Origin of the sequence: Joostella sp. (assembly GCF_048266025.1) — a bacterium.
In the GTDB taxonomy this organism is placed as follows: domain Bacteria; phylum Bacteroidota; class Bacteroidia; order Flavobacteriales; family Flavobacteriaceae; genus Galbibacter; species Galbibacter atrarenae.
Map to the genome: position 1 here is coordinate 1,194,644 of NZ_JBLXAF010000001.1, position 19,961 is coordinate 1,214,604.

The window sequence follows — 19,961 nt, forward strand, 5'->3', positions numbered from 1 at the left end:
TAAGGTGACTAGTTTTAACGATATAAGCGAATATGAGATACAGTATTATTCTATTTGTGATTTTGATAATATTTAGTTGTAAATCTGAACTAAAAGAAAAAGTAAAGCGGATAAATGGAGTTAGTTTAGTGGCATCAAGAGCACCAGTATCTCCTGAACAGGCGATAGCAGTAAAAAATATCAATGCAAATTATGCGGCATTAATGCCTTTTGGATTTGTAAAAGAATTAGACCATCCAGAGATAATTTTTAATAAAGAAAAGCAATGGTTTGGGGAAACAGAAGCAGGAGTTGCCCAATATGCTGAGGTTCTAGATTCTATAGGGATAAAAGCGATGTTAAAACCTCAATTATGGATTTGGAAAGGTGAATTTACGGGAGATCTTTCTATGCGAAATGAAGAGCATTGGAAAGAATTTGAAACTCAATATCGAAGTTTTATTTTGCATTATGCGGCGGTTGCAGAAAAACTGAATATTCCTATTTTTTGTATTGGGACCGAACTTAACAACTTTGTAAGTGAACGTTCAGAATTTTTCGAGATCCTTATAAAAGAGATTAGAGAAATATATCATGGGGAACTTACATATGCTGAAAATTGGGATGTATATGCGAATGTGCCTTTTTGGAAGGATTTAGATTATATTGGAATTGATGCATATTTTCCTTTGTCTGAAGATAAAACACCATCCGTAAAAGTTTTAAAAGAGGGATGGGAGAAACATAAAGAACAAATGGAAAAGCTTTCAAAGTCTATAGATAAACCTGTTCTATTTACAGAATATGGGTATAGAAGTATGGATTATGCTGCAAAAGCACCGTGGGAGCATCATCGTTTGGAAGCTGTTGCAAATCATGAGATTCAAATAAATGCATTATCAGCATTATACGATACATTTTGGGAAGAATCTTGGTTTGCTGGTGGATTTTTATGGAAATGGTTTCCTGAGGAAACAGCGGGAGGAGAAAAAAATAACCGGTTTACTGTTCAAAATAAACCGGCTTTAAAAACTGTTACATCGTATTATAAGAAAACGAAATAATTATTTTCTTGCTTCTAAATATCTGTCGATATATTGTTGATCTAATTCTGGAGAATCCTTGTATTTCTTTCTTAGATCTTTAAGTTTTACCTTTAATTCATCAACGATATCTTTATACTCAGGATCGTCATAAACATTATTCATTTCTTGAGGATCATTCAATCGATCATAAAGTTCCCATTCGTCAACATCATAATAAAAGTGAATTAGTTTATACTTTTTAGTCACAATCCCATAGTGTCTTTTTACTTGATGAACTGCTGGGTATTCGTAATAATGATAATAGGCAGCTTCTCTAGTCCATTTTTCGTTCTCTCCTTTTAAAATTGGAGTCATGCTCTCACCTTGCATATCCGATGGAATGTCTATCCCTGCAGCGTCTAAAAATGTAGGGGCAAAGTCTAAATTCTGAACCATATCGTCATTAGTAGTTCCTTTTTCTATAACACCAGGCCAGCTAATCATCAACGGAGTTTTAAAAGACTCATCATAGATAAAACGCTTATCAAACCAACCATGCTCTCCAAGATAAAAACCTTGATCAGAAGTATAAACAATAATGGTGTTTTCGGTAAGGTCGTTTGCTTCTAAATAATCTAAAAGACGACCAACATTATCATCAACAGAAGAAATAGTTCCTAAGTAATCTTGCATATAACGTTGGTATTTCCACTTCATCTTTTCCTCATCGGTCATAGAAGGCCAATGCTCTTTAAAGTCGTTATTTATCGCATTGATAGTAGGGTCATACTTTGCCTTTTGTTCAGCATTTAATCTATTATAAATTCCTGTAAATCCACCAGGAACTTTTTTAATTTCAGGCTTAACATCTCCCATTTCCGCAAGTGTCTTAGGGCGAATTTTACTGTCGTGGCTGTATCGTAAATGATATAATAAATTCATTTCAGCAGTCTTTGCAGCAGTACCTCTATTTTTATAATCGTCGAAAAGAGTTTCAGGTTCTGGGAATGTTTTTTTAGAAAACTCTGCAAATTTTTCAGGATTAGGCCACCAAGGTCTGTGCGGTGCTTTATGCAAATACATCATCATAAATGGCTTTTCTTTGTCTCTTTTTTTATCCAGCCAATTAATAGTGTAATCCGTAATAATATCTGTTACATAACCTGTAATTGTAGTGTCTCCTTCTTTAGTAATAAACTTAGGATTAATATAATTTCCTTGCCCCGGAAGAATAGCAAAATCATCTACACCTTTAGGGTTGTTTCCAAAGTGTAACTTTCCAAACATAGCCGTTTGATATCCTGCATTCTGAAATAGCTGTGGGAATGTAACATTCGTAGTGTCAAAAGGAAAATAGTTATCTACTTTACCGTTTATATGGCTGTGTTTTCCTGTTAGAATCACGGCTCTAGAAGGAGCACAAATAGAATTAGTAACAGATGCATTATTAAAAAGCATTCCATTTTTTGCAATCCTATCGATATTTGGAGTGTTTATTAGTTTATCGGAGTAAGCGCTAATTGCTTGGTAAGCATGATCGTCCGACATGATGAAAATTATATTCGGACGCTTTTCTTCGGTTGCAGTTTCCTTTTTATCTGCTTTTTCTTGACAAGAAAATAAGGCAATGGAGAATACTGCAAATAGTAGTTTCTTAAAGTGCATTAATTTATTTTTTCTAGTTTGGTTTTGTGATAGCAATTTACGGAAAAATAAATTAAAAGTTTCGAATACTTTTTAATTAAAAAGTCCCGCCGAAGAGGCAGGACTTTATTATTTTTATGAAAGAAGTGGTTATTCTAAAATCCCATCTACAATTCCATATTCTAAAGATTCTTTGGCATCTAACCAGTAGTCACGGTTAAAATCTTTCATGATTTTCTCGAAAGACTGTCCGCAATTATCAGCTAATATACGAGCTCCAATTTCTTTAGTCTTAATAATTTCTTTAGCTTGAATTTCAATATTCGAAGCCTGTCCTTGTGCTCCACCGCTAGGTTGGTGAATCATTACTCTTGCATAAGGATAAACAAAGCGTCTTCCTTTTTCTCCTGCTGAAAGTAATATAGATCCCATAGAGGCAGCTAACCCAGTACAAATAGTAGAAACTGGACTTTTTAGCGACTTCATAGTATCATGAATAGCAAAACCAGAGGTTACATAACCACCAGGACTATTAATTATAAGTTTAATCTCTTCATTTCTAATAGCATCTAAATAAAGTAACCTGTCGATTACATGCTTAGCTGATTTATCGTCTACTTGTCCCCAAAGAAAAACTTTTCGCTCTTCTAAAAGGGAAGCATCTATTTTATCTTGAATTTTATTACTAGCCATATTTTTATTATTTATTACTGTTCAAATATACTTATTTCGATTTACTTTTTTATTAACGATTGTTAAAGGATAATAGTAAGTGAAATTTTATTAGTCTTTATTTTTTTTAGAAGCACTCCATGGATATAATTCCTGATTTATAAACTCCTGCGGGAATTTATCATCATCATGAAAACCGAGTTCAATATCTCTTCCGTCGTAAGGAATGTAATCAGTTTTAAAAATATAATCCCAGACACTAAGAGTAATTCCAAAGTTAACGCCATATTTATTTGGCATTTCTTTACTATGATGCCAAATATGCATTTTAGGATTATTGAAAATATATTTTAAATATCCGTAATCCCAACCAATATTAGCATGATTTAGATGGCCTATTGCAATATTGAAAAAGTGAACAATAGCAACTGCTTCAATATTAAAACCTCCAATAATTGCAATCGGAATGTATAGAATCGATTTATAAACAATGGGCTCCATCCAATGGTATCTAAAATGAGCTGCAAAAGCCATTTCTTTTACCGAATGGTGTGTTTTATGGAAATTCCATAAGAAAGGAACACGATGGAGTAAAATATGTGTACCCCATTGGATGAAATCTGCGGTAAGGAAAAATATAAATAGTCCTAAAAGCCATGGTAATTTTGTGGAATCAAAAAGCTGAAAACTGTCCACTGATAACCCAAAAATTCCAAGGAAATCGTTAAATATTAATTCTGCTGTATTGGAAAGTGCAATTAGTGCAATAAGATTCAGTAGAAAAAAATTAAAGAATAGATAAAAGGTGTCTAGCCAGAAATCTTTTCGGAATATCTTTTGATCTTTCCGCCACGGGAATAATATTTCTAGTCCCCAAATGGTAAGGGATATTATAAGAAGCCCATAAAAATAGTTTTCCCAATGGAAATTAGTAATCTCCGATATTAGGTAATTAAAATAACCCGAATAAGAGTTTTTTATGGTTTCAATGTATTTATTCATTTACTATTATATTTAGAGACTACTTTTAGCCTTCCCGTAAGATTTTTTAAAGTTGCTTTATTAATTTTTTGAAAAGTGTAATCATTTTTGGTTCTGCTTCTCCTGCAACTTTAATTATCTCTTGAATATCTATAGGCTGTAGGTTATCTGGATCTCCTTCATCAGTAATAACAGAAATAGCGGCTACAGGTAAACTTAAATGATTGGCAACTATAACTTCAGGAACAGTGCTCATTCCTACGGCATCGGCGCCAATTAATTTTAAGTAGCGATATTCTGCTTTTGTTTCTAATTCCGGACCAATTACAGAAACATAAACTCCTTTCTGAAGCGAAATATTTTCATCAGTGGCAGCGTCGATAATTGTTTTACGCATCTCCACATCATAAGGTTCGCTCATATCTACAAAACGATGACCAAAAGCGCCTACATCTTTAAATGCTAGAGGAGAACCTCCTTGTAAGTTTATATGATCTTCAATAAGCATTAAATCGCCTTTTTTGAAATCTAAATTTATAGATCCTGCGGCATTAGAAATTAAAAGTTTTTTAATTCCAAGTTCATGCATTGCTCGAATTGGATATGTAATATCTATAAAATCATAGCCTTCGTATAAATGGAAGCGACCTTGCATTACAACAACCTTTTTGCCTTCAATTTCTCCGAAAATTAATTTACCACTGTGAAACTCTACAGTAGCTAACGGAAAAAAAGGAATTTGGTTATAATGCGCCACAATCGGATCTTTAATCTCGTCTACCAATTTCCCTAATCCTGTTCCTAAAACGATCCCAACTTCTGGGTTATCAAATCCTTTACTTTTTAAATATGCAGTAGTTTCTTGTAATTCTTTTTTTGTCATAATTTTATTTTTTTAAAAATTTCTCAAACGCAGCATGATCCTTAATATCGTCATATACATCTACGTCGTTAAGTTCTTCTAACAAAGCTACATCAACTGTTTTTAAATCTTCTAAAGTATCTCTTAAAACAGTATTTGTGCCCCATTTTTTTTGCTGAAATATTTCTGGATATAGTTTTTTCATTCCTAAAAGATAATAGCCTCCATCTTGAGCAGGTCCAATAACAACATCATTAGTTTCTAGTTTACTAAAAGCCTCTTCAATGTGTTTTTCTGTAATATCGTATAAATCGCTTCCTATTATAATTGCTTTTTCATAACCAATAGAAAAACTATCTTTAAAAGCATTCATCATACGGATGCCTAAATCACTACCTATTTGAAGTTTTTTATCAAAAGGAGGTGTTTCCCAGATGTCATTTTCTGCCATTTCTTCAGAATAGTAAACTTTCTTCTCGCAATCACTATTTCTAGTTACTTTTGCTGTATGCTCTAATAAAAAGATATAGATTTCTAATGCTTTTTTATCGCCTATAGTTTTTGCAAGCCTAGTTTTTACCTTCCCTAACTTTGGGTTCCTAGTAAATATAAGGAGTGTATTTTTATTGTTCATTATATAAATAAATTTCGAGCTAAATTTTTATGTCCCATCAGCAGATTTGTATGTTGATATACTTCCTTAGAATAAAAAAACAAGAGCAAATTCTCACTGTTGGTACGATAAGATCCATATATGTTGATTATTGGACGTTTTTGTGGTTATTTCTTACATAAAAACATAATATATCGTAATTTAGTTCCATCAGTAAAAGTAACAGAAATAAATATATTGAATAGATGAAAAAAGGATTTTTAATAGATATGGATGGTGTTATATACGGAAACGACACACTAATCCCTGGAGCAGATAAATTTATAAAAACACTTCAGAAGGAGGAGATTCCATTTTTATTTATGACAAATAATAGCCAACGTACACCTTTAGATACGGTTAATAAAGTGGCTAGAATGGGAATTAAAATAAAAGAGGAGAATGTTTATACCAGTGCAATGGCGACAGCATATTTCTTATCGTTTATGAATCCTAATGGAACTGCTTATGTATTGGGGGAAGGTGGTTTAATTACTAGTTTACACCAACATGGTTATACTTTGGTAAATCAAAACCCAGATTTTGTTGTTGTTGGAGAAGGAAGAAATTTCACTCTTGAAATGGTAAATAATGCTGTTGATATGATTCTTTCTGGCGCAAAATTAATCGCTACAAATTTAGATCCATCTCCAATGAAAGAAGGGTGGTCTAACTTAGGAATTAAAGCAATTGTGGCTATGATAGAGGAAGCTACAGGGAAGAAAGCTTTTTCAGTAGGGAAACCGAGTCCTGTAATGATGCGTTCTGCAAGAAAATATCTTGGTTTAGAGGCTAGAGAAACGATTATTATAGGAGACACCATGGATACAGATATTTTAGGTGGTGTGCAATTAGGATACACAACGATTTTAACGCTATCTGGTGTTTCCAAAGAGAAAGACCTAAACGATTATGCTTTCAAACCAGATATGATTATTAATTCTTTAGCAGAGCTAGATCTTAAAAAAGCATTAGAGCTTCAGTAAAATTATTATCTTTAAAACCAATTAAACATACCTGCTTTATTTAAACTTTAAAGCTTTTAAAATACACCTGAATGAGTAAAGTATTACAATGGGCCATCATTATTTCCCTTGGTGGCTTTTTATTTGGATTCGATACTGCTGTAATTTCTGGAGCAGAACAAGCTATACAAAAAGAATGGGGACTTAACGATTTAATGCATGGATTTGCTATTGCCGTAGCACTTTATGGTACATTGGTAGGAGCTATTTTTGGAGGTTTTCCATCCGATAGAATTGGGAGAAGAAAGACCTTATTCTGGATTGCCATTTTATTTTTGGTTTCTGCAATTGGTTCTGCTTTAGCGCCAGATGTATACTCTTTTATAGTCTTTCGTTTTATAGGTGGAATAGCCGTTGGAGCCTCTTCTGTAACCGCGCCAATTTATATTTCTGAAATTTCTCAGGCTCAAAATAGAGGGAAATTAGTGGCTTCCTTTCAGCTAAATCTTGTGTTGGGTATCTTAATGGCTTATGTGTCTAATTATATAATTAGTTTATTAAGCCTAGAAAATTCATGGCGTTGGATGATGGGAGTAGAGGCAATTCCTGCATTAGCATTTGCACTATTAGTAAGAAAACTACCTCGAAGTCCGCGTTGGGTACTCTTAAAACATGGAGCCGAAGAAGAAGCTTTGGATACATTAAGGCAGATAAATGCAAATAATTATAAAGAAGAGTTTGAGGCTATAAAAGTATCGATGGCAGAAGATGCGTCTAAGTCGTCACTTAAAGAACGATTTTTTTCAAAGAAATTCAGTTTTGTAATTCTATTAGCTTTCCTTTTTGCTTTCTTTAATCAGTTATCAGGAATTAATTCGGTAATTTATTATGCACCTAGAATATTCCGTGACGCTGGTTTAGGGAGTGAATCTTCGCTATTTTCTACAGTAGGAATTGGAGTTGTAAACTTAATTTTCACACTAATAGGAATGTATCTTATTGATAGAAGCGGTCGTAAAAAGTTAATGCTAATTGGGTCTATAGGATATATTATTTCTTTGTTTTTTATAGGTAGAGCTTTTGATACAGGTGAAACAGAAGGGAGTATTGTGCCTATACTTTCATTTATTTTTATAGCATCGCATGCAATTGGACAAGGGGCAGTAATTTGGGTTTTTATTTCTGAAATATTCCCAAATAGAGTAAGGGCTTTCGGAATGTCTTTAGGGAGTTCTACGCATTGGGTTTTTGCGGCATTAATTACAAATTTCTTCCCTTACTTTACTGAAACTGTAGGGCCTGCTACTATATTTTATTTCTTCGCAGGAATGATGGTTCTTCAGTTATTATTTGTTATCTTTTTAATGCCTGAAACTAAAGGGAAGTCTTTGGAAGATCTATCAAAAACACTGTTGAAAGAGTAGTTTTTGAAATTGATTTTTTAGGGGAATGTTTTAGAAAGATAGCCTAAAATAGAGCACTATTTTAAATGAAGCACAACAATAATGTTAAATAAGTAACATGGTGACTTCAATTCTCCTGTTTTTATTTAACTTAACATTGGATAAACTCTTTTATTGAAATTTAATAAGAATTATAGCGATTATGAATGTTTTACTATTTGGAATTACAAAAGAGATTGTTGGGGATAGTCCCTTACATATCTCTGTGGAAAGTAATGTGAAGAATGTAAGGCAGCTGAGGTCTTTTCTATTAAAAGAATATCCTAAACTCCAAGAATTATCTTCTTTGGCAATCGCTGTAAATAATAAGTATGCCCAAGAAGACGATAATATTACAATTGATGATGAAATTGCATTGATTCCACCAGTTAGCGGCGGATAATTTTTTTGTGATTTTTAATAATAGGAAGTAGATTTTATGTTGATAGATAACCATAATAGAGTAATAAATTATTTAAGATTGGCGGTTACAGACCGTTGTAATCTACGTTGTAATTATTGCATGCCCGAAGAGGGAATCAATTTTGCAAAGCGCGATAATTTGTTCACTATGGACGAGCTTTGTAGCTTGAGTAGTATTATGGTTTCTCAGGGGATTAATAAAATTCGTTTAACGGGAGGAGAGCCTTTTGTTCGTAAAGATATCATGGTGCTTTTTCGACATTTAGCATCTTTAAAAGGGCTCGAAGATATTTCTGTAACTACAAATGCTACATTAATTGGTCCTTATATTGATGAATTAAAATCTTTGGGGATAAAAAATATCAATGTTAGTTTAGATGCTATAAATAAAGAAGCATTTGAACGTATAACGAGAAGAAATCAATACGATACTGTTTACGAAAATCTTATAAAGCTTATTTCTGAAGGCTTTAATGTTCGTGTGAATTGTATTGCATTAGAAGGTCAAAATATTGAAGAGATCCTTCCGTTAGTGGAACTTACCAAATATTATAATGTTTCGATTCGGTTTTTAGAAGAAATGCCATTTAATGGAGGTTCTAAAAGCTTTAATACTATTACGTGGGATTATAAGAAAATCTATAATTATATCTCAGAACACTATTTCAATATAGAAAAGCTAGTGTCAGAAAGTACATCTACTTCTATTAATTATAAAATTAAAGGGCATAAAGGTTCTTTTGGTCTTATTCCTTCCTTTTCAAGGACTTTTTGTGGGAGTTGCAACCGACTCCGGATTTCTGCTACAGGTGATGTTATTACATGTTTGTATGGCAAGCCAAGAATGAATATCCGAGAGATTTTACGAAGCGATAATTCTGAAGCGAAAATTAATGAACATATTTTAGCTGCCATCGGAAGTCGTTCTAAAACAGGTTTTGAAGAACAGCAAAAATATGATGGTGTTTTTAATAATTCAATGACCTCAATTGGAGGATAAAAGGAATTATAAAGTTATAAGTATGGGAAGTTAAAACCTCCATACTTAAAATCACTACTATAAATAATACGATGAATAAATTATCACATATAAATGAACATGGGGAAGCAACTATGGTCGATGTTTCCGATAAACAGGTTACGGCTAGAGTGGCAGTCGCTTCTGGCGAGGTTATTTTCCCCCAAGAAGTTTTTACGGAACTTGAGAATGCTCATTTTTCAAACAAAAAAGGAAGTATTATTCAAACGGCAGTTATTGCAGGAATTCAGGCGGTAAAGAAAACAGCAGATTTAATTCCTCTTTGTCATCAATTGGCATTGTCTAAAGTGCATATCGATATTCAGCCAAAAGAAAATTCGCTATTTATTTTGTGTACCGTAAAATGTACGGAACGTACTGGAGTAGAAATGGAGGCTTTAACGGGAGTTTCAGTTAGTGCACTTACTATTTATGATATGTGTAAGGCCTTGTCTCACGATATAAAAATCACAAACATTCAATTAGATCAAAAGTCGGGTGGCAAAAGTGACTTCAACAGATAAATTATATGGTTTAGTAATGGCTGGCGGGCAAAGTAGTAGGATGAAGTCTGACAAAGGACTTATTGATTACTACGGAATGCCACAGCGAGAGAAAGCTTATAAATTATTGAGTGAAGTTTGTGATCGTGTTTTTTATAGTATTAGAACTGATCAAAAAAGGGAATTCTCTTCCGAAGAAAATATTATTGAAGATCAGAATATTCACGTTGGTCCTTTAAACGGAATTTTAAGCGCTCATGATTACGATAAAAATGCAGCTTGGTTTATTCTAGCCTGCGATTTGCCTCTCATGAATATAAATGCGCTAAAACAGCTTAAAGAGAATAGAGATCCTAATAAATTAGTAACAGCTTTTGCTACTGAAGAGCGTAGTATTCCAGAGCCTCTCTGTGCTATTTGGGAGGCAGATGGATTAAAAGCAGTTTTAAATTTTGTTTCAGAAAAGGGAACTTATTCTCCTGTGAAATTTTTATTGAATAGTGATATCAAGATTGTGAATCCATTACAAGAAGATGTACTTTTAAATGCAAATTCAGAGGAAGATCGTATAAAAGTAATGCAAAAGTTAGCAGGTTTTGAACGAAAATAGATACATAAGGCAAACGGTTTTAAAAAGCTTCGGAGTAGAAGCACAAGAAAAATTAAAGAACGCAAAAGTATTGGTAGTTGGTGCCGGTGGGTTAGGTGTTCCTGTGTTGCAATATCTAAATGCAATGGGAATTGGTACGCTTGGTATTGTAGAGAAAGATACCGTCGATATCTCGAATTTACAACGTCAAGTTTTGTATGGAGAAGGCGATATTGGCTTGTCTAAGTTAGCTGTAATTACACAAAAATTACACGCACAGAATTCAGAAACCAAAATACAAGAATATCATACCTTTTTAACTCCTGAAAATGCTCTAGAAATAATAGAGAAATATGATCTGGTAGTCGATGCTACAGATAATTTCCCAACGAGGTATTTAATTAACGATGCTTGTGTAATTTTAAAGAAACCTTTTGTTTATGGGGCACTTCATGAATTTGAAGGGCAAGTAAGTGTTTTTAATTATAAAGGAGGGCCAACGTATCGTTGTTTGTTTCCTACCATGCCAGGAAAAGGAGAAATGCCAGATTGTAATGAAAATGGAGTATTGGGGGTTGTCCCAGGGATTATCGGGAATTTACAAGCGTTAGAAGTAGTAAAAGTAATTACAGGAATCGGAAATACACTTTCTGGAAGATTATTGATTTTTGATGGTTTAAAACAGCAATATCAGCAAATATCTTTTTCATCACAGCTAGAGAATTTACAAAGAGCACATTTGGAGTCCAGTTATGAAGCTGTTTCTTGTGATATCAATACGCTTATTTCTGTGGATGATTTTTCTGATTTCCTGATGAAAGGAACTCCTTTTCAAATAATAGATGTTCGAACACCAGCAGAATATGAAGACTTTCATTTTGATAACTCTTTAAACATCCCGTTAAACGAACTTTTGGAGAGAGTCTCAGAAATAGATAACTCTAAATCAGTTTATCTAGTCTGTCAGTCGGGGATTAGAAGTAATAAAGCACTACAACAATTAAAAAGTAAAATAAGCGCCTCTATTTTTGAATTGGAAGGCGGGATAAATAATTATTTACAACATGCAGTTAACACCTGAATCTCTTAGCATCCTTGCATTGTGTTTTTTTATAATCGCAATTTTATATTCTTCAGTTGGTTTTGGAGGAGGAAGTAGCTATTTGGCGTTGCTAACATTATTTTTTGCTAGTTTTTTTGTAATTCGTTCTGTAGCTTTAGTTTGCAATTTAATAGTTGTTTCTGGGAGCACATATTTGTATTATAAAAACGGACATTTTGATGTTAAAAAGTTCATTCCCTTTGTTGCAACGAGTATTCCTCTAGCTTTTATAGGGGCATCTTTTAGGCTGAAAGAGTATGTTTTCTTTATCATTTTAGGACTCGCTTTAATGTTGTCTGCAATATTATTGGGGAGTCAAAGTATTAAAGAACGAAAGCAAAAAACACGACTTACAGCAAAGAAATATCCAGTTTGGGTAACTTATGTTTTAGGAGCAGGAATAGGGTTTTTGTCTGGATTAGTAGGTATTGGAGGAGGTATTTTTCTGGCGCCTATTTTAAATCATATGCGCTGGGATTTTTCAATAAAAATAGCTGCCTTAGCAAGTTTCTTTATCTTAGTAAACTCTATTTCTGGGATTGCAGGGTTAATCTCTACGGGGATGTTTGTATTCCCATGGAAAGAAGGATTGGTATTAGGAGCTGCAGTCTTAATTGGAGGGCAAATAGGAATCCGAATCAGTTTAAATAAACTCAGTGGAAGAGGGATAAAACTGCTTACCGCAATATTAGTTCTTATCGTAGGAATTAGAGTTTTATTGAAAAACGGATTAGGAGTGATTGATTTTTAATCGCATAATTTAAAATAAATACAACATGATTTCTTTCGAAGAAGCACATAGTAAAGTACTAGAAAAAACAATTTCTTTTGATACTGAAAGTGTATTATTTACCAATAGCTTGGGGAGAGTTTTGGCAGAAGATATTCTTGCAGATCGCGATTTTCCACCCTTCGACCGTGTTACTAAAGACGGTATTGTTGTAAATTATGAAGCTATTAAAAATGGAAAAACAGCATTTTCTATTGAAGGAGTAGTAGCTGCAGGAACACCAAAAAGTAAATTAAAAGATAAAAATAATTGCCTTGAGATAATGACGGGAGCAGTAATGCCAGAAAATGCAGATACTGTTATTATGTACGAAGACATTACTATAAAAGAGGGAAAAGCGATTTTAAATTCTTCAGTAAAAGCATTTCAGAATATTCATAAGCAAGGAGTAGATACCCAGAAAGGAGCTATTCTTGTTAAGAAAAATACTAGAATTACAGCAGCAGAAATAGGAATTTTAGCAGCTGTAGGAAGCGTGGAAGTTGAGGTGAAAAAGTTGCCACAAGTAACATTGATATCCACAGGAGATGAGTTAGTAGCTGTGCACGAAAAACCTGCTGCACACCAGATAAGAAACTCTAATATGCTTTCTTTGCATGCGTTATTATTAGATGAACATATTCATTCCAAGCATATCCATTTAAATGATAATAAGGAGGAGATTAAAAACAATCTTATCGAGTTGTTTTCTAATAGTGATATACTCATGTTAAGCGGGGGAGTTTCCAAAGGGAAATTCGACTATATTCCTGAAGTTTTAGAAGATTTGGGTGTAGAAAAAGTGTTTCATAGGGTAAAGCAACGCCCGGGGAAACCTTTTTGGTTTGGAATTCATAAGGCTTCTAAAACAGTGATTTTTTCTTTCCCAGGGAATCCTGTTTCTACTTTCGCAAATTATCATGTTTATTTTAAAGATTGGTTGCATAAATCTTTAGAATTGGAGATGATTAAAAATACCATTATTTTAGGGGAAGAAGTTTCTAATAAAACTGATTTAACTTTATTTATTAGCGTGAAGGTTAAGGATCTTAATGGAGAAAAAAGAGCTTTTCGTGCTAAGGAAAATGGCTCTGGAGACCTTACTAGTTTGGCATTAACAGATGGATTTATCCAGCTTCCGCCAAGAGAAAATCCTTATAAAAAAGGAGAAGCAGTAACTTTTATAGCTTCGAGATAAATTATTCATGACGCACGAATTTAAAAACATAATTGAGGGTCATTTACGAGCTGTTACAAAAGATTTAAAAACAGTATTGGCTTCTGTAGTTGCTCTTGAGGGGTCTTCCTACAGGCGCCCCGGAGTTAGAATGCTTATTCGAGAGGATGGTAAAATGACGGGAGCAGTAAGCGGAGGATGTGTAGAAAAAGAAATTTTAAGACAGTCGCAGTCGGTTTTTGCAAATGGGAAACCAAAATTAATGACTTACGATGGGCGTTATAGACTTGGGTGCGAAGGGATATTGTATATTTTAATTGAGCCATTTTCAGTTAATAAAGAATTTCTTGAGGCTTTTAATAAAACTCTTCAAGAGAGAACCCCATTTACAATAACTTCTTATTTTAATAGAGATGTAGAAGAGAATGCAAACTTTGGTTCTTATGTTAAGTTTGAAGGGGAGTTGTTGTATCCTATATCAGAAAACATTTCAGAAGAAAAAGAAAACTTAGAAACGTTCTCACAAACTCTAAAGCCTTCTATAAAGCTAATAATATTAGGAGCGGAGCACGATGCTGTGCAACTATGTGCATTGGCATCTTTAAATGGGTGGGAAGTTACTATTGTAGCCCCAGAAGACGATCCAAAGACAAAATTGAATTTCCCAGGAGCAAATGTTATTATTAATACAAGTCCGCGGTCTTTTGATTATGATTTAATCGACCAAGAAACAGCAGTTGTTTTAATGAATCATAGCTTCTCAAAAGATATAGAATTCCTATCTCGTATGGTAAATTCTTCTCATAGATATATTGGAATATTAGGTCCAGGAAGGCGAAGAGAGAAGCTTTTTGATAAGTTATTAGAAAACCTTTCAGATATTGATCCTTCTTTTTTTGATAGTATTCATGCGCCAGCGGGAATAAATATTGGAGCGGAAACACCTCAAGAAATAGCAGTTTCTATTATTGCTGAAATATTAGCAGTATTTAGAGAGCAAGAGGTTTATCAGCTAAAAGATAAAAAGGGAAGTATACATGCTGAAAATTAGATTTAAGAGCTCGTTTCAGTATTATAATCCGTAAAAACAACAATCTTCAGTAATGAATAAAATAGGAATTATTGTTCTTGCAGCGGGAGCATCCAGCAGAATGGGATCTCCAAAGCAGCTTTTAAAGTGGGGAGAAACTACTTTATTAGCGCATGTGATTTCTGTGGCAAAAAATACTAAAGCAACTGAGGTATTTGTTGTTCTTGGGGCAAATGAAGATTTAATAAAAAAATCGATCGCTGTAGACGCGAACATACTATCGCATAATGATTGGGAGCAAGGTTTAGGGAGTTCGATAGCTTTTGGAGTTAAAAAGTTACAAAAACTAGATTTTGATGGGATTCTTATAATGCTAGCCGATCAACCCCTAGTTACGGATGTTTATTTAAATCGACTTCTGAAAAACTTCATCAAAGGGGATAAAAAAATAATAGCTTCGAGGTTTTCAGGAAGCGTAGGAGTACCCGCAATTTTTTCTGCTGAATATTATGATGAACTTCAGAAGCTAAATAATGATTATGGGGCTAAACATCTTATTAAATCTCATTTTGAAGATGTATGTACATTGCAAGCCGACCATTTGGTGATAGATATTGACACTATAGATGCTTATAAGGAAATCTATAAACAACAATTTGGAACTTCTCATTAATAGTATTTTAACTAGCTATTTTCTTTTTTGTGACTGGGTAGGAATAAAAAAAATCTGTAAATTTAAGATGGATATCAGATTAATTAATCCTCATGTAGAATTATGGAATTTATAGATTACTATAAAGTTTTAGAACTCGATAAAAGTGCTACTACAGCAGAGATAAAAAAAGCATATCGTAAGCTTGCTCGTAAATACCATCCAGATTTAAATCCTAATGATAAGGAAGCAGAATTAAAATTTAAGCAGCTTAATGAAGCAAATGAAGTGTTGAGCGATCCCGATAAGCGGAAAAAATATGATGAGTACGGAAAAAATTGGAGTAATGCAGAAGCTTATGAGCGTGCTAAAGCACAGCAGCAACAAAGTAGAAGGCAATCATCTTCGAGGTCATATACTCATGGCGGAGGAGGTAACTTTGGGGGTTCTGAAGAAGATTTTTCCGATTTCTTTGAATCGATGTTTGGTGGCGGTTTTTCTGGACAACGTAGGCAAGCTGGATTTAGAGGTCAAGATTACAATGCGGAATTGCATTTAGACCTCAAAGATGCATATACTTCTCATAAGCGTACGCTCTCTGTAAATAATAAAAGTATTCGGATTACAATTCCTGCAGGGATAGAAAACGGTCAGACTATAAAAATAAAAGGACACGGAGCAGAAGGGGTGAATGGCGGTCCTAATGGAGATCTTTATATTACGTTTTCTATTAATAATGATCCTTTATTTAAAAGAGAAGGAGCTAATCTGTATAAAACAGAAAATATTAAGCTCACAACTGCTGCTTTAGGAGGTGAAATAACAGCTTCTACTTTTGATGGTAAGGTAAAGTTGAAAGTGAGTCCAGGTACTCAAAATGGACAACAGGTAAAACTGAAAGGAAAAGGATTCCCATTTTATAAGAAAGATAATGTTTTTGGGGATTTATATATTACTTATCAAGTGGAATTGCCAACTAAATTAAGTGCTGAGCAAAAGAAACTTTTTGAGGAACTAAAGAATACAAACCTTTAAAATACAGACATGGTACTTAAATATAAACTTTCCATACAGAAATTTTGTGAGACCTATCAAGTAGAAAAACACTTTGTAATACGTTTTGTAGAAGCTAATCTGATAGAGTTAACAAGAGATGGTAATGAAGAATATATTAGCGAAGATCAAGTTCCTAAGCTAGAAAAAATGGTGCGTTTACATCGAGATTTAGATATTAACGAAGAGGGATTGGAGGCAATAGCTCATTTGTTGAATAGGATTGAAGGTATGAATAAGGAACTCGTTTATTTGAGGAATAGACTGAACTTGTACGAGGAATAATTATGGATGCCTTTATTGCTGTTATTTTTTGGTTAAACAAAATTAAGTAGCAAATCAGCTACTATAAAATTCATAACTTCACGTAATCATATACTTGGTTATCTTTAACCTAGAGTTGTATTAATATTTAGTAGTCCAAGGCGATATCAGTTTAGAATATCATGTTTTTGTTAAAAAGTAAAGTAATTTAATATTATGAAATTATTATTTGTAGTAAACCCCATTTCTGGAGGAGTAGATAAGAAACCTTTTTTAAGAGAAGCTGAAAGCCTATGTAATAATTATGGAATCGAGTATTCTATTTTTAAGACTACTGGTGTTAATGATGAAGAGGGTGTCAAGAAAATTATTGATGAATTTCAACCTGATAAAGTTGCTTCTGTTGGTGGAGATGGAACTACACTTTTTACTGCAATAGCTTTATTGGAAACAAAAATCCCGATGGGAATCATCCCTTTAGGCTCTGCTAACGGAATGGCTGTAGAGTTATTTGTTAATCCAAAACCCATTGAAGCGTTAAAAAATATTATCATGTCCGATGTTATTGGGCATTTAGATTTGGTTAAGGTTAATGGAGAGCATTATTCTATTCATATTGGAGATGTAGGGATTAATGCACAGATTGTAGAGGCTTATGATAAGGACGAAAATAGAGGAATGGTTACTTATGCAAAGTATTTTATAGATGAAGTAAAAAAAGTCGATTTGATACATGTCTCTATCAATGCAAACGGTAAATCTATTGATAAGTCAGGTATTATGGTTTGTATTTGTAACTCTAGGAAATACGGAACTGGAGTGCCAATTAATCTTACAGGAAACCCAATGGATGGTAAATTTGAGATTGTAGTTGTAAAGAAAATTGATACAAATTCCATTATAAAAGCTGGACTTTCTAAGTTTGAAGAAGGCTTTTACGATAGAGAAAATATAGAAATTTTAAGTACTGATAAAGCTCAGTTGAGTTTCGATAAACCAAGATTGCTACAATTGGATGGTGAAGTTATAGGTAAATATAAAGATATAGATGTGGAAATACTTTCAGGTGGTGTAAACCTGATTTCTACAAAAAATAGCCTTTCTTCGATTGTAAAATAGAATTCAAGTTTTAACAAACACATGTTTTTTTGCTTTTGAAACATAATATTTTTAATGACAATAAGAGACGTATTTTTTATTTTAATCTGAATAAAAACACATTCAACAGTATAATTCATAGTTGTTTATGTTCGTATTATAATGGATTGAATGAATGTTATGATTGAAAGTAAAGTGCTTTTGTGTTAATAGAGCACTGTTAATATTTATATTTATTTTTTCGTAACTTAGTATAATAAGAACTAAATTTGTTCCGAAAATAATAGATATTTAATCCCTCCCCCTTTTAAACACTACAGATTTATTTTTAGGATATAGACTTTTTTTAAAAGAGCTGTAAGTAGTTGTGATTTCTTGATGAAATTCTAAATTCAGTTCGTGTAAAAAGTAGATAATAGTATATGTAGTATCAAATTATGCATAAAAGCTTTTAATAACCAATTATATACTTCAACTATGAAGAAATTACACATCTTAGCGTTCGCACTATTATTAAGCAGTGTTACTTTATTTGCGCAAGAAGAGGCTGCCGAAGGGGGGCAGTCTGCGGCTCAAGCTAATAACCCACTTGCAAACATGACGGCATTAAACTTTCACAATTACTACATGCCAAAGCTCTCTAATTCACCAGATGAGCAATATATGAATACTACATGGTTGCGTTTTGCAAAGCCATTTTCAGCGGGTAAACTTTTATTGAGAGTATCCTCACCTATAAGTACAATTGGAGTTCCTCAAGGTGGCGGTAATGTAAAATCTGTTAGCGGCTTAGGAGACGTTAATGCATTTATGTCTTATAATTTTGTTTCTAATTCGTCCTCTACAGTTGGTGCAGGACCATTAATTACAGCACCTACTGCAACAAATGAATTGCTTGGTACTGGGAAATGGCAAGGTGGTTTTGCTTTGGTGGCATTCATCTCAAAATCTCCTGTATTTCAGTATGGAGCTTTAGTAACTTGGCAAACATCTTTTGCTGGTCAAAGTGATAGAGAAAGCACAAATAATGCAGCCGTTCAGCCATTTTATTTTTGGCAACTAGGAGAAGGGTTTTATTTAAGAGGAGTGCCGATTTGGTATTTCGATTTTAAAAATGACGCTTATAGTGTGCCGATGGCTTTAGGTTTAGGTAAGGTTGTTAAAGTAGGGGATACAATGATTAATTGTTTTGTAGAACCACAATATTCAATAATAACAGGAGGTGTTCAGCCAATATTTCAAGTGTTTACGGGGATAAATTTACAGTTCATGTAAAACGAGAACACCTGTATGATTATAGAAGAACTATTTAATCTTATGTATGAAGATATTTAACAAGTCTACAAATGCCGTAATATTGGGAGGGATATTTTTCCTAATCCCTTTACTTATTTTTATAGTGCTAATAACGCATGCTATCCAATTAGCAACTCCTTTGGGAAGGAAGTTGGTTGACGTTTTTCATATTCATTCTGTTTTTGGAGCTGCTACAGTTACTATTTTCACAATTGTCATTTTAATTTTAGTATGTTACATAAGTGGGTATTTAGTTCAAAAAGGACTTGTAAACGACTGGGGACAAAAAGTAGAGGATAAGTTGTTTTTACTTTTTCCTAGTTTGCAGATGTTAAAATATAGAATGCTCGGTGATAAGCCAGCTAAAGAAGATGATGATAATTGGAAGTCTATTCTCTTGAAAGAAGATCAATTTTACAGAATTGCTTTCATTACAAATTTTAAAAACGGATTCTATAGTGTTTATGTTCCAGATGCTCCGCGGATGGATGCAGGAGAAGTACGTTTTATTGAAAAAACTGATATCGATTTTATACCAATTTCAATGAAAGATGCTATGAATTCTTTAAATAGCTTCGGTAGAGATGGTAAATTAGAGAAATACATCATTAATATAACTTCGAAAGGGAATATTTCGAATTCCAATTAAAACTTAAAATTATTAAGAATATAGAAACATGAGGTTTGAATACCTCATGTTTCTGTGCTTTTATTTAAAGCTTTTTCTTGATAAGTAATGATACGGTTAGATTATAATCTTTTCAT

At 33.3% G+C, this 19,961-nt stretch carries 22 protein-coding genes; 17 read left to right on the plus strand and 5 right to left on the minus strand.

Annotated features, from left to right (window positions below; translation table 11 throughout):
- The first annotated feature begins 32 nt into the window (after positions 1 to 32).
- The gene (locus ACN0TY_RS04955; RefSeq protein ID WP_417443599.1) at positions 33 to 1,043 is read left to right on the plus strand and encodes a glycoside hydrolase family 113; all 1,011 of its coding nucleotides are present in this window, start codon (positions 33 to 35) and stop codon (positions 1,041 to 1,043) included.
- Here ACN0TY_RS04955 and ACN0TY_RS04960 read toward each other — a convergent pair whose 3' ends face one another.
- From ACN0TY_RS04960 to ACN0TY_RS04980, 5 genes are all read right to left on the minus strand, one after another.
- The gene (locus tag ACN0TY_RS04960; RefSeq protein ID WP_236957928.1) at positions 1,044 to 2,669 is read right to left on the minus strand and encodes a sulfatase; all 1,626 of its coding nucleotides are present in this window, start codon (positions 2,667 to 2,669) and stop codon (positions 1,044 to 1,046) included.
- Between the two features lie 129 nt (positions 2,670 to 2,798).
- Positions 2,799 to 3,341 (minus strand): ClpP family protease, encoded by a 543-nt coding sequence (locus tag ACN0TY_RS04965; protein WP_417443600.1) that lies wholly within the window; start codon positions 3,339 to 3,341, stop codon positions 2,799 to 2,801.
- 90 nt (positions 3,342 to 3,431) lie between these two features.
- Positions 3,432 to 4,322 carry a sterol desaturase family protein gene (locus tag ACN0TY_RS04970; protein ID WP_417443601.1) on the minus strand — a complete coding sequence of 297 codons (891 nt, stop codon included), beginning with the start codon at positions 4,320 to 4,322 and terminating at the stop codon, positions 3,432 to 3,434.
- Between the two features lie 46 nt (positions 4,323 to 4,368).
- Positions 4,369 to 5,184 (minus strand): purine-nucleoside phosphorylase, encoded by an 816-nt coding sequence (locus ACN0TY_RS04975; RefSeq protein ID WP_417443602.1) that lies wholly within the window; start codon positions 5,182 to 5,184, stop codon positions 4,369 to 4,371.
- Positions 5,185 to 5,188: 4 nt separating this feature from the next.
- Positions 5,189 to 5,797 (minus strand): TIGR04282 family arsenosugar biosynthesis glycosyltransferase, encoded by a 609-nt coding sequence (locus tag ACN0TY_RS04980; RefSeq protein WP_417443603.1) that lies wholly within the window; start codon positions 5,795 to 5,797, stop codon positions 5,189 to 5,191.
- A 224-nt stretch (positions 5,798 to 6,021) separates the two neighbouring features.
- Between ACN0TY_RS04980 and ACN0TY_RS04985 the strand changes: the two genes are divergently transcribed.
- The 16 genes from ACN0TY_RS04985 (at position 6,022) to ACN0TY_RS05060 (ending at position 19,845) form a co-directional block, all read left to right on the plus strand.
- Positions 6,022 to 6,801, plus strand: a complete 780-nt coding sequence (locus ACN0TY_RS04985) for an HAD-IIA family hydrolase (RefSeq protein ID WP_236957933.1) — start codon at positions 6,022 to 6,024, stop codon at positions 6,799 to 6,801.
- A 71-nt stretch (positions 6,802 to 6,872) separates the two neighbouring features.
- Complete coding sequence (locus tag ACN0TY_RS04990; protein WP_417443604.1) at positions 6,873 to 8,204, plus strand: sugar porter family MFS transporter; 1,332 nt, start codon at positions 6,873 to 6,875, stop codon at positions 8,202 to 8,204.
- A 181-nt stretch (positions 8,205 to 8,385) separates the two neighbouring features.
- Entirely contained in the window at positions 8,386 to 8,625 is a 240-nt protein-coding gene (gene moaD / locus ACN0TY_RS04995; RefSeq protein WP_236957936.1) for a molybdopterin converting factor subunit 1, read from the plus strand.
- Positions 8,626 to 8,661: 36 nt separating this feature from the next.
- Complete coding sequence (gene moaA / locus ACN0TY_RS05000; RefSeq protein WP_417443605.1) at positions 8,662 to 9,645, plus strand: GTP 3',8-cyclase MoaA; 984 nt, start codon at positions 8,662 to 8,664, stop codon at positions 9,643 to 9,645.
- 71 nt (positions 9,646 to 9,716) lie between these two features.
- Positions 9,717 to 10,187, plus strand: a complete 471-nt coding sequence (gene moaC / locus ACN0TY_RS05005) for a cyclic pyranopterin monophosphate synthase MoaC (protein ID WP_417443606.1) — start codon at positions 9,717 to 9,719, stop codon at positions 10,185 to 10,187.
- Complete coding sequence (locus tag ACN0TY_RS05010; protein ID WP_417443607.1) at positions 10,162 to 10,776, plus strand: NTP transferase domain-containing protein; 615 nt, start codon at positions 10,162 to 10,164, stop codon at positions 10,774 to 10,776. Before moaC ends, ACN0TY_RS05010 begins: the two co-directional genes overlap by 26 nt.
- Positions 10,763 to 11,836, plus strand: a complete 1,074-nt coding sequence (locus ACN0TY_RS05015) for a ThiF family adenylyltransferase (protein WP_417443608.1) — start codon at positions 10,763 to 10,765, stop codon at positions 11,834 to 11,836. Before ACN0TY_RS05010 ends, ACN0TY_RS05015 begins: the two co-directional genes overlap by 14 nt.
- Positions 11,820 to 12,608, plus strand: coding sequence for a sulfite exporter TauE/SafE family protein (locus tag ACN0TY_RS05020; RefSeq protein ID WP_417443609.1), 789 nt, complete (start codon positions 11,820 to 11,822; stop codon positions 12,606 to 12,608). The genes ACN0TY_RS05015 and ACN0TY_RS05020 overlap by 17 nt, the downstream gene beginning before the upstream one ends.
- A 25-nt stretch (positions 12,609 to 12,633) precedes the next feature.
- Positions 12,634 to 13,824, plus strand: a complete 1,191-nt coding sequence (locus ACN0TY_RS05025; protein WP_417443610.1) for a molybdopterin molybdotransferase MoeA — start codon at positions 12,634 to 12,636, stop codon at positions 13,822 to 13,824.
- A gap of 7 nt (positions 13,825 to 13,831) precedes the next feature.
- Positions 13,832 to 14,854 (plus strand): XdhC family protein, encoded by a 1,023-nt coding sequence (locus ACN0TY_RS05030; RefSeq protein ID WP_417443611.1) that lies wholly within the window; start codon positions 13,832 to 13,834, stop codon positions 14,852 to 14,854.
- 52 nt (positions 14,855 to 14,906) lie between these two features.
- The gene (locus ACN0TY_RS05035; RefSeq protein ID WP_417443612.1) at positions 14,907 to 15,506 is read left to right on the plus strand and encodes a nucleotidyltransferase family protein; all 600 of its coding nucleotides are present in this window, start codon (positions 14,907 to 14,909) and stop codon (positions 15,504 to 15,506) included.
- A 102-nt stretch (positions 15,507 to 15,608) separates the two neighbouring features.
- Positions 15,609 to 16,520: a DnaJ C-terminal domain-containing protein gene (locus tag ACN0TY_RS05040; RefSeq protein ID WP_417443613.1), complete on the plus strand. Its 912-nt coding sequence runs from the start codon at positions 15,609 to 15,611 to the stop codon at positions 16,518 to 16,520.
- A 9-nt stretch (positions 16,521 to 16,529) separates the two neighbouring features.
- On the plus strand, positions 16,530 to 16,823 hold the full coding sequence (locus tag ACN0TY_RS05045) for a chaperone modulator CbpM (protein ID WP_236957946.1): 294 nt from the start codon (positions 16,530 to 16,532) through the stop codon (positions 16,821 to 16,823).
- A gap of 195 nt (positions 16,824 to 17,018) precedes the next feature.
- Positions 17,019 to 17,921 (plus strand): diacylglycerol/lipid kinase family protein, encoded by a 903-nt coding sequence (locus tag ACN0TY_RS05050; RefSeq protein ID WP_417443614.1) that lies wholly within the window; start codon positions 17,019 to 17,021, stop codon positions 17,919 to 17,921.
- 456 nt (positions 17,922 to 18,377) lie between these two features.
- Positions 18,378 to 19,175, plus strand: a complete 798-nt coding sequence (locus ACN0TY_RS05055; protein ID WP_236957948.1) for a hypothetical protein — start codon at positions 18,378 to 18,380, stop codon at positions 19,173 to 19,175.
- A gap of 46 nt (positions 19,176 to 19,221) precedes the next feature.
- Complete coding sequence (locus ACN0TY_RS05060; protein WP_417443615.1) at positions 19,222 to 19,845, plus strand: hypothetical protein; 624 nt, start codon at positions 19,222 to 19,224, stop codon at positions 19,843 to 19,845.
- The last annotated feature ends 116 nt before the right edge of the window (positions 19,846 to 19,961 follow it).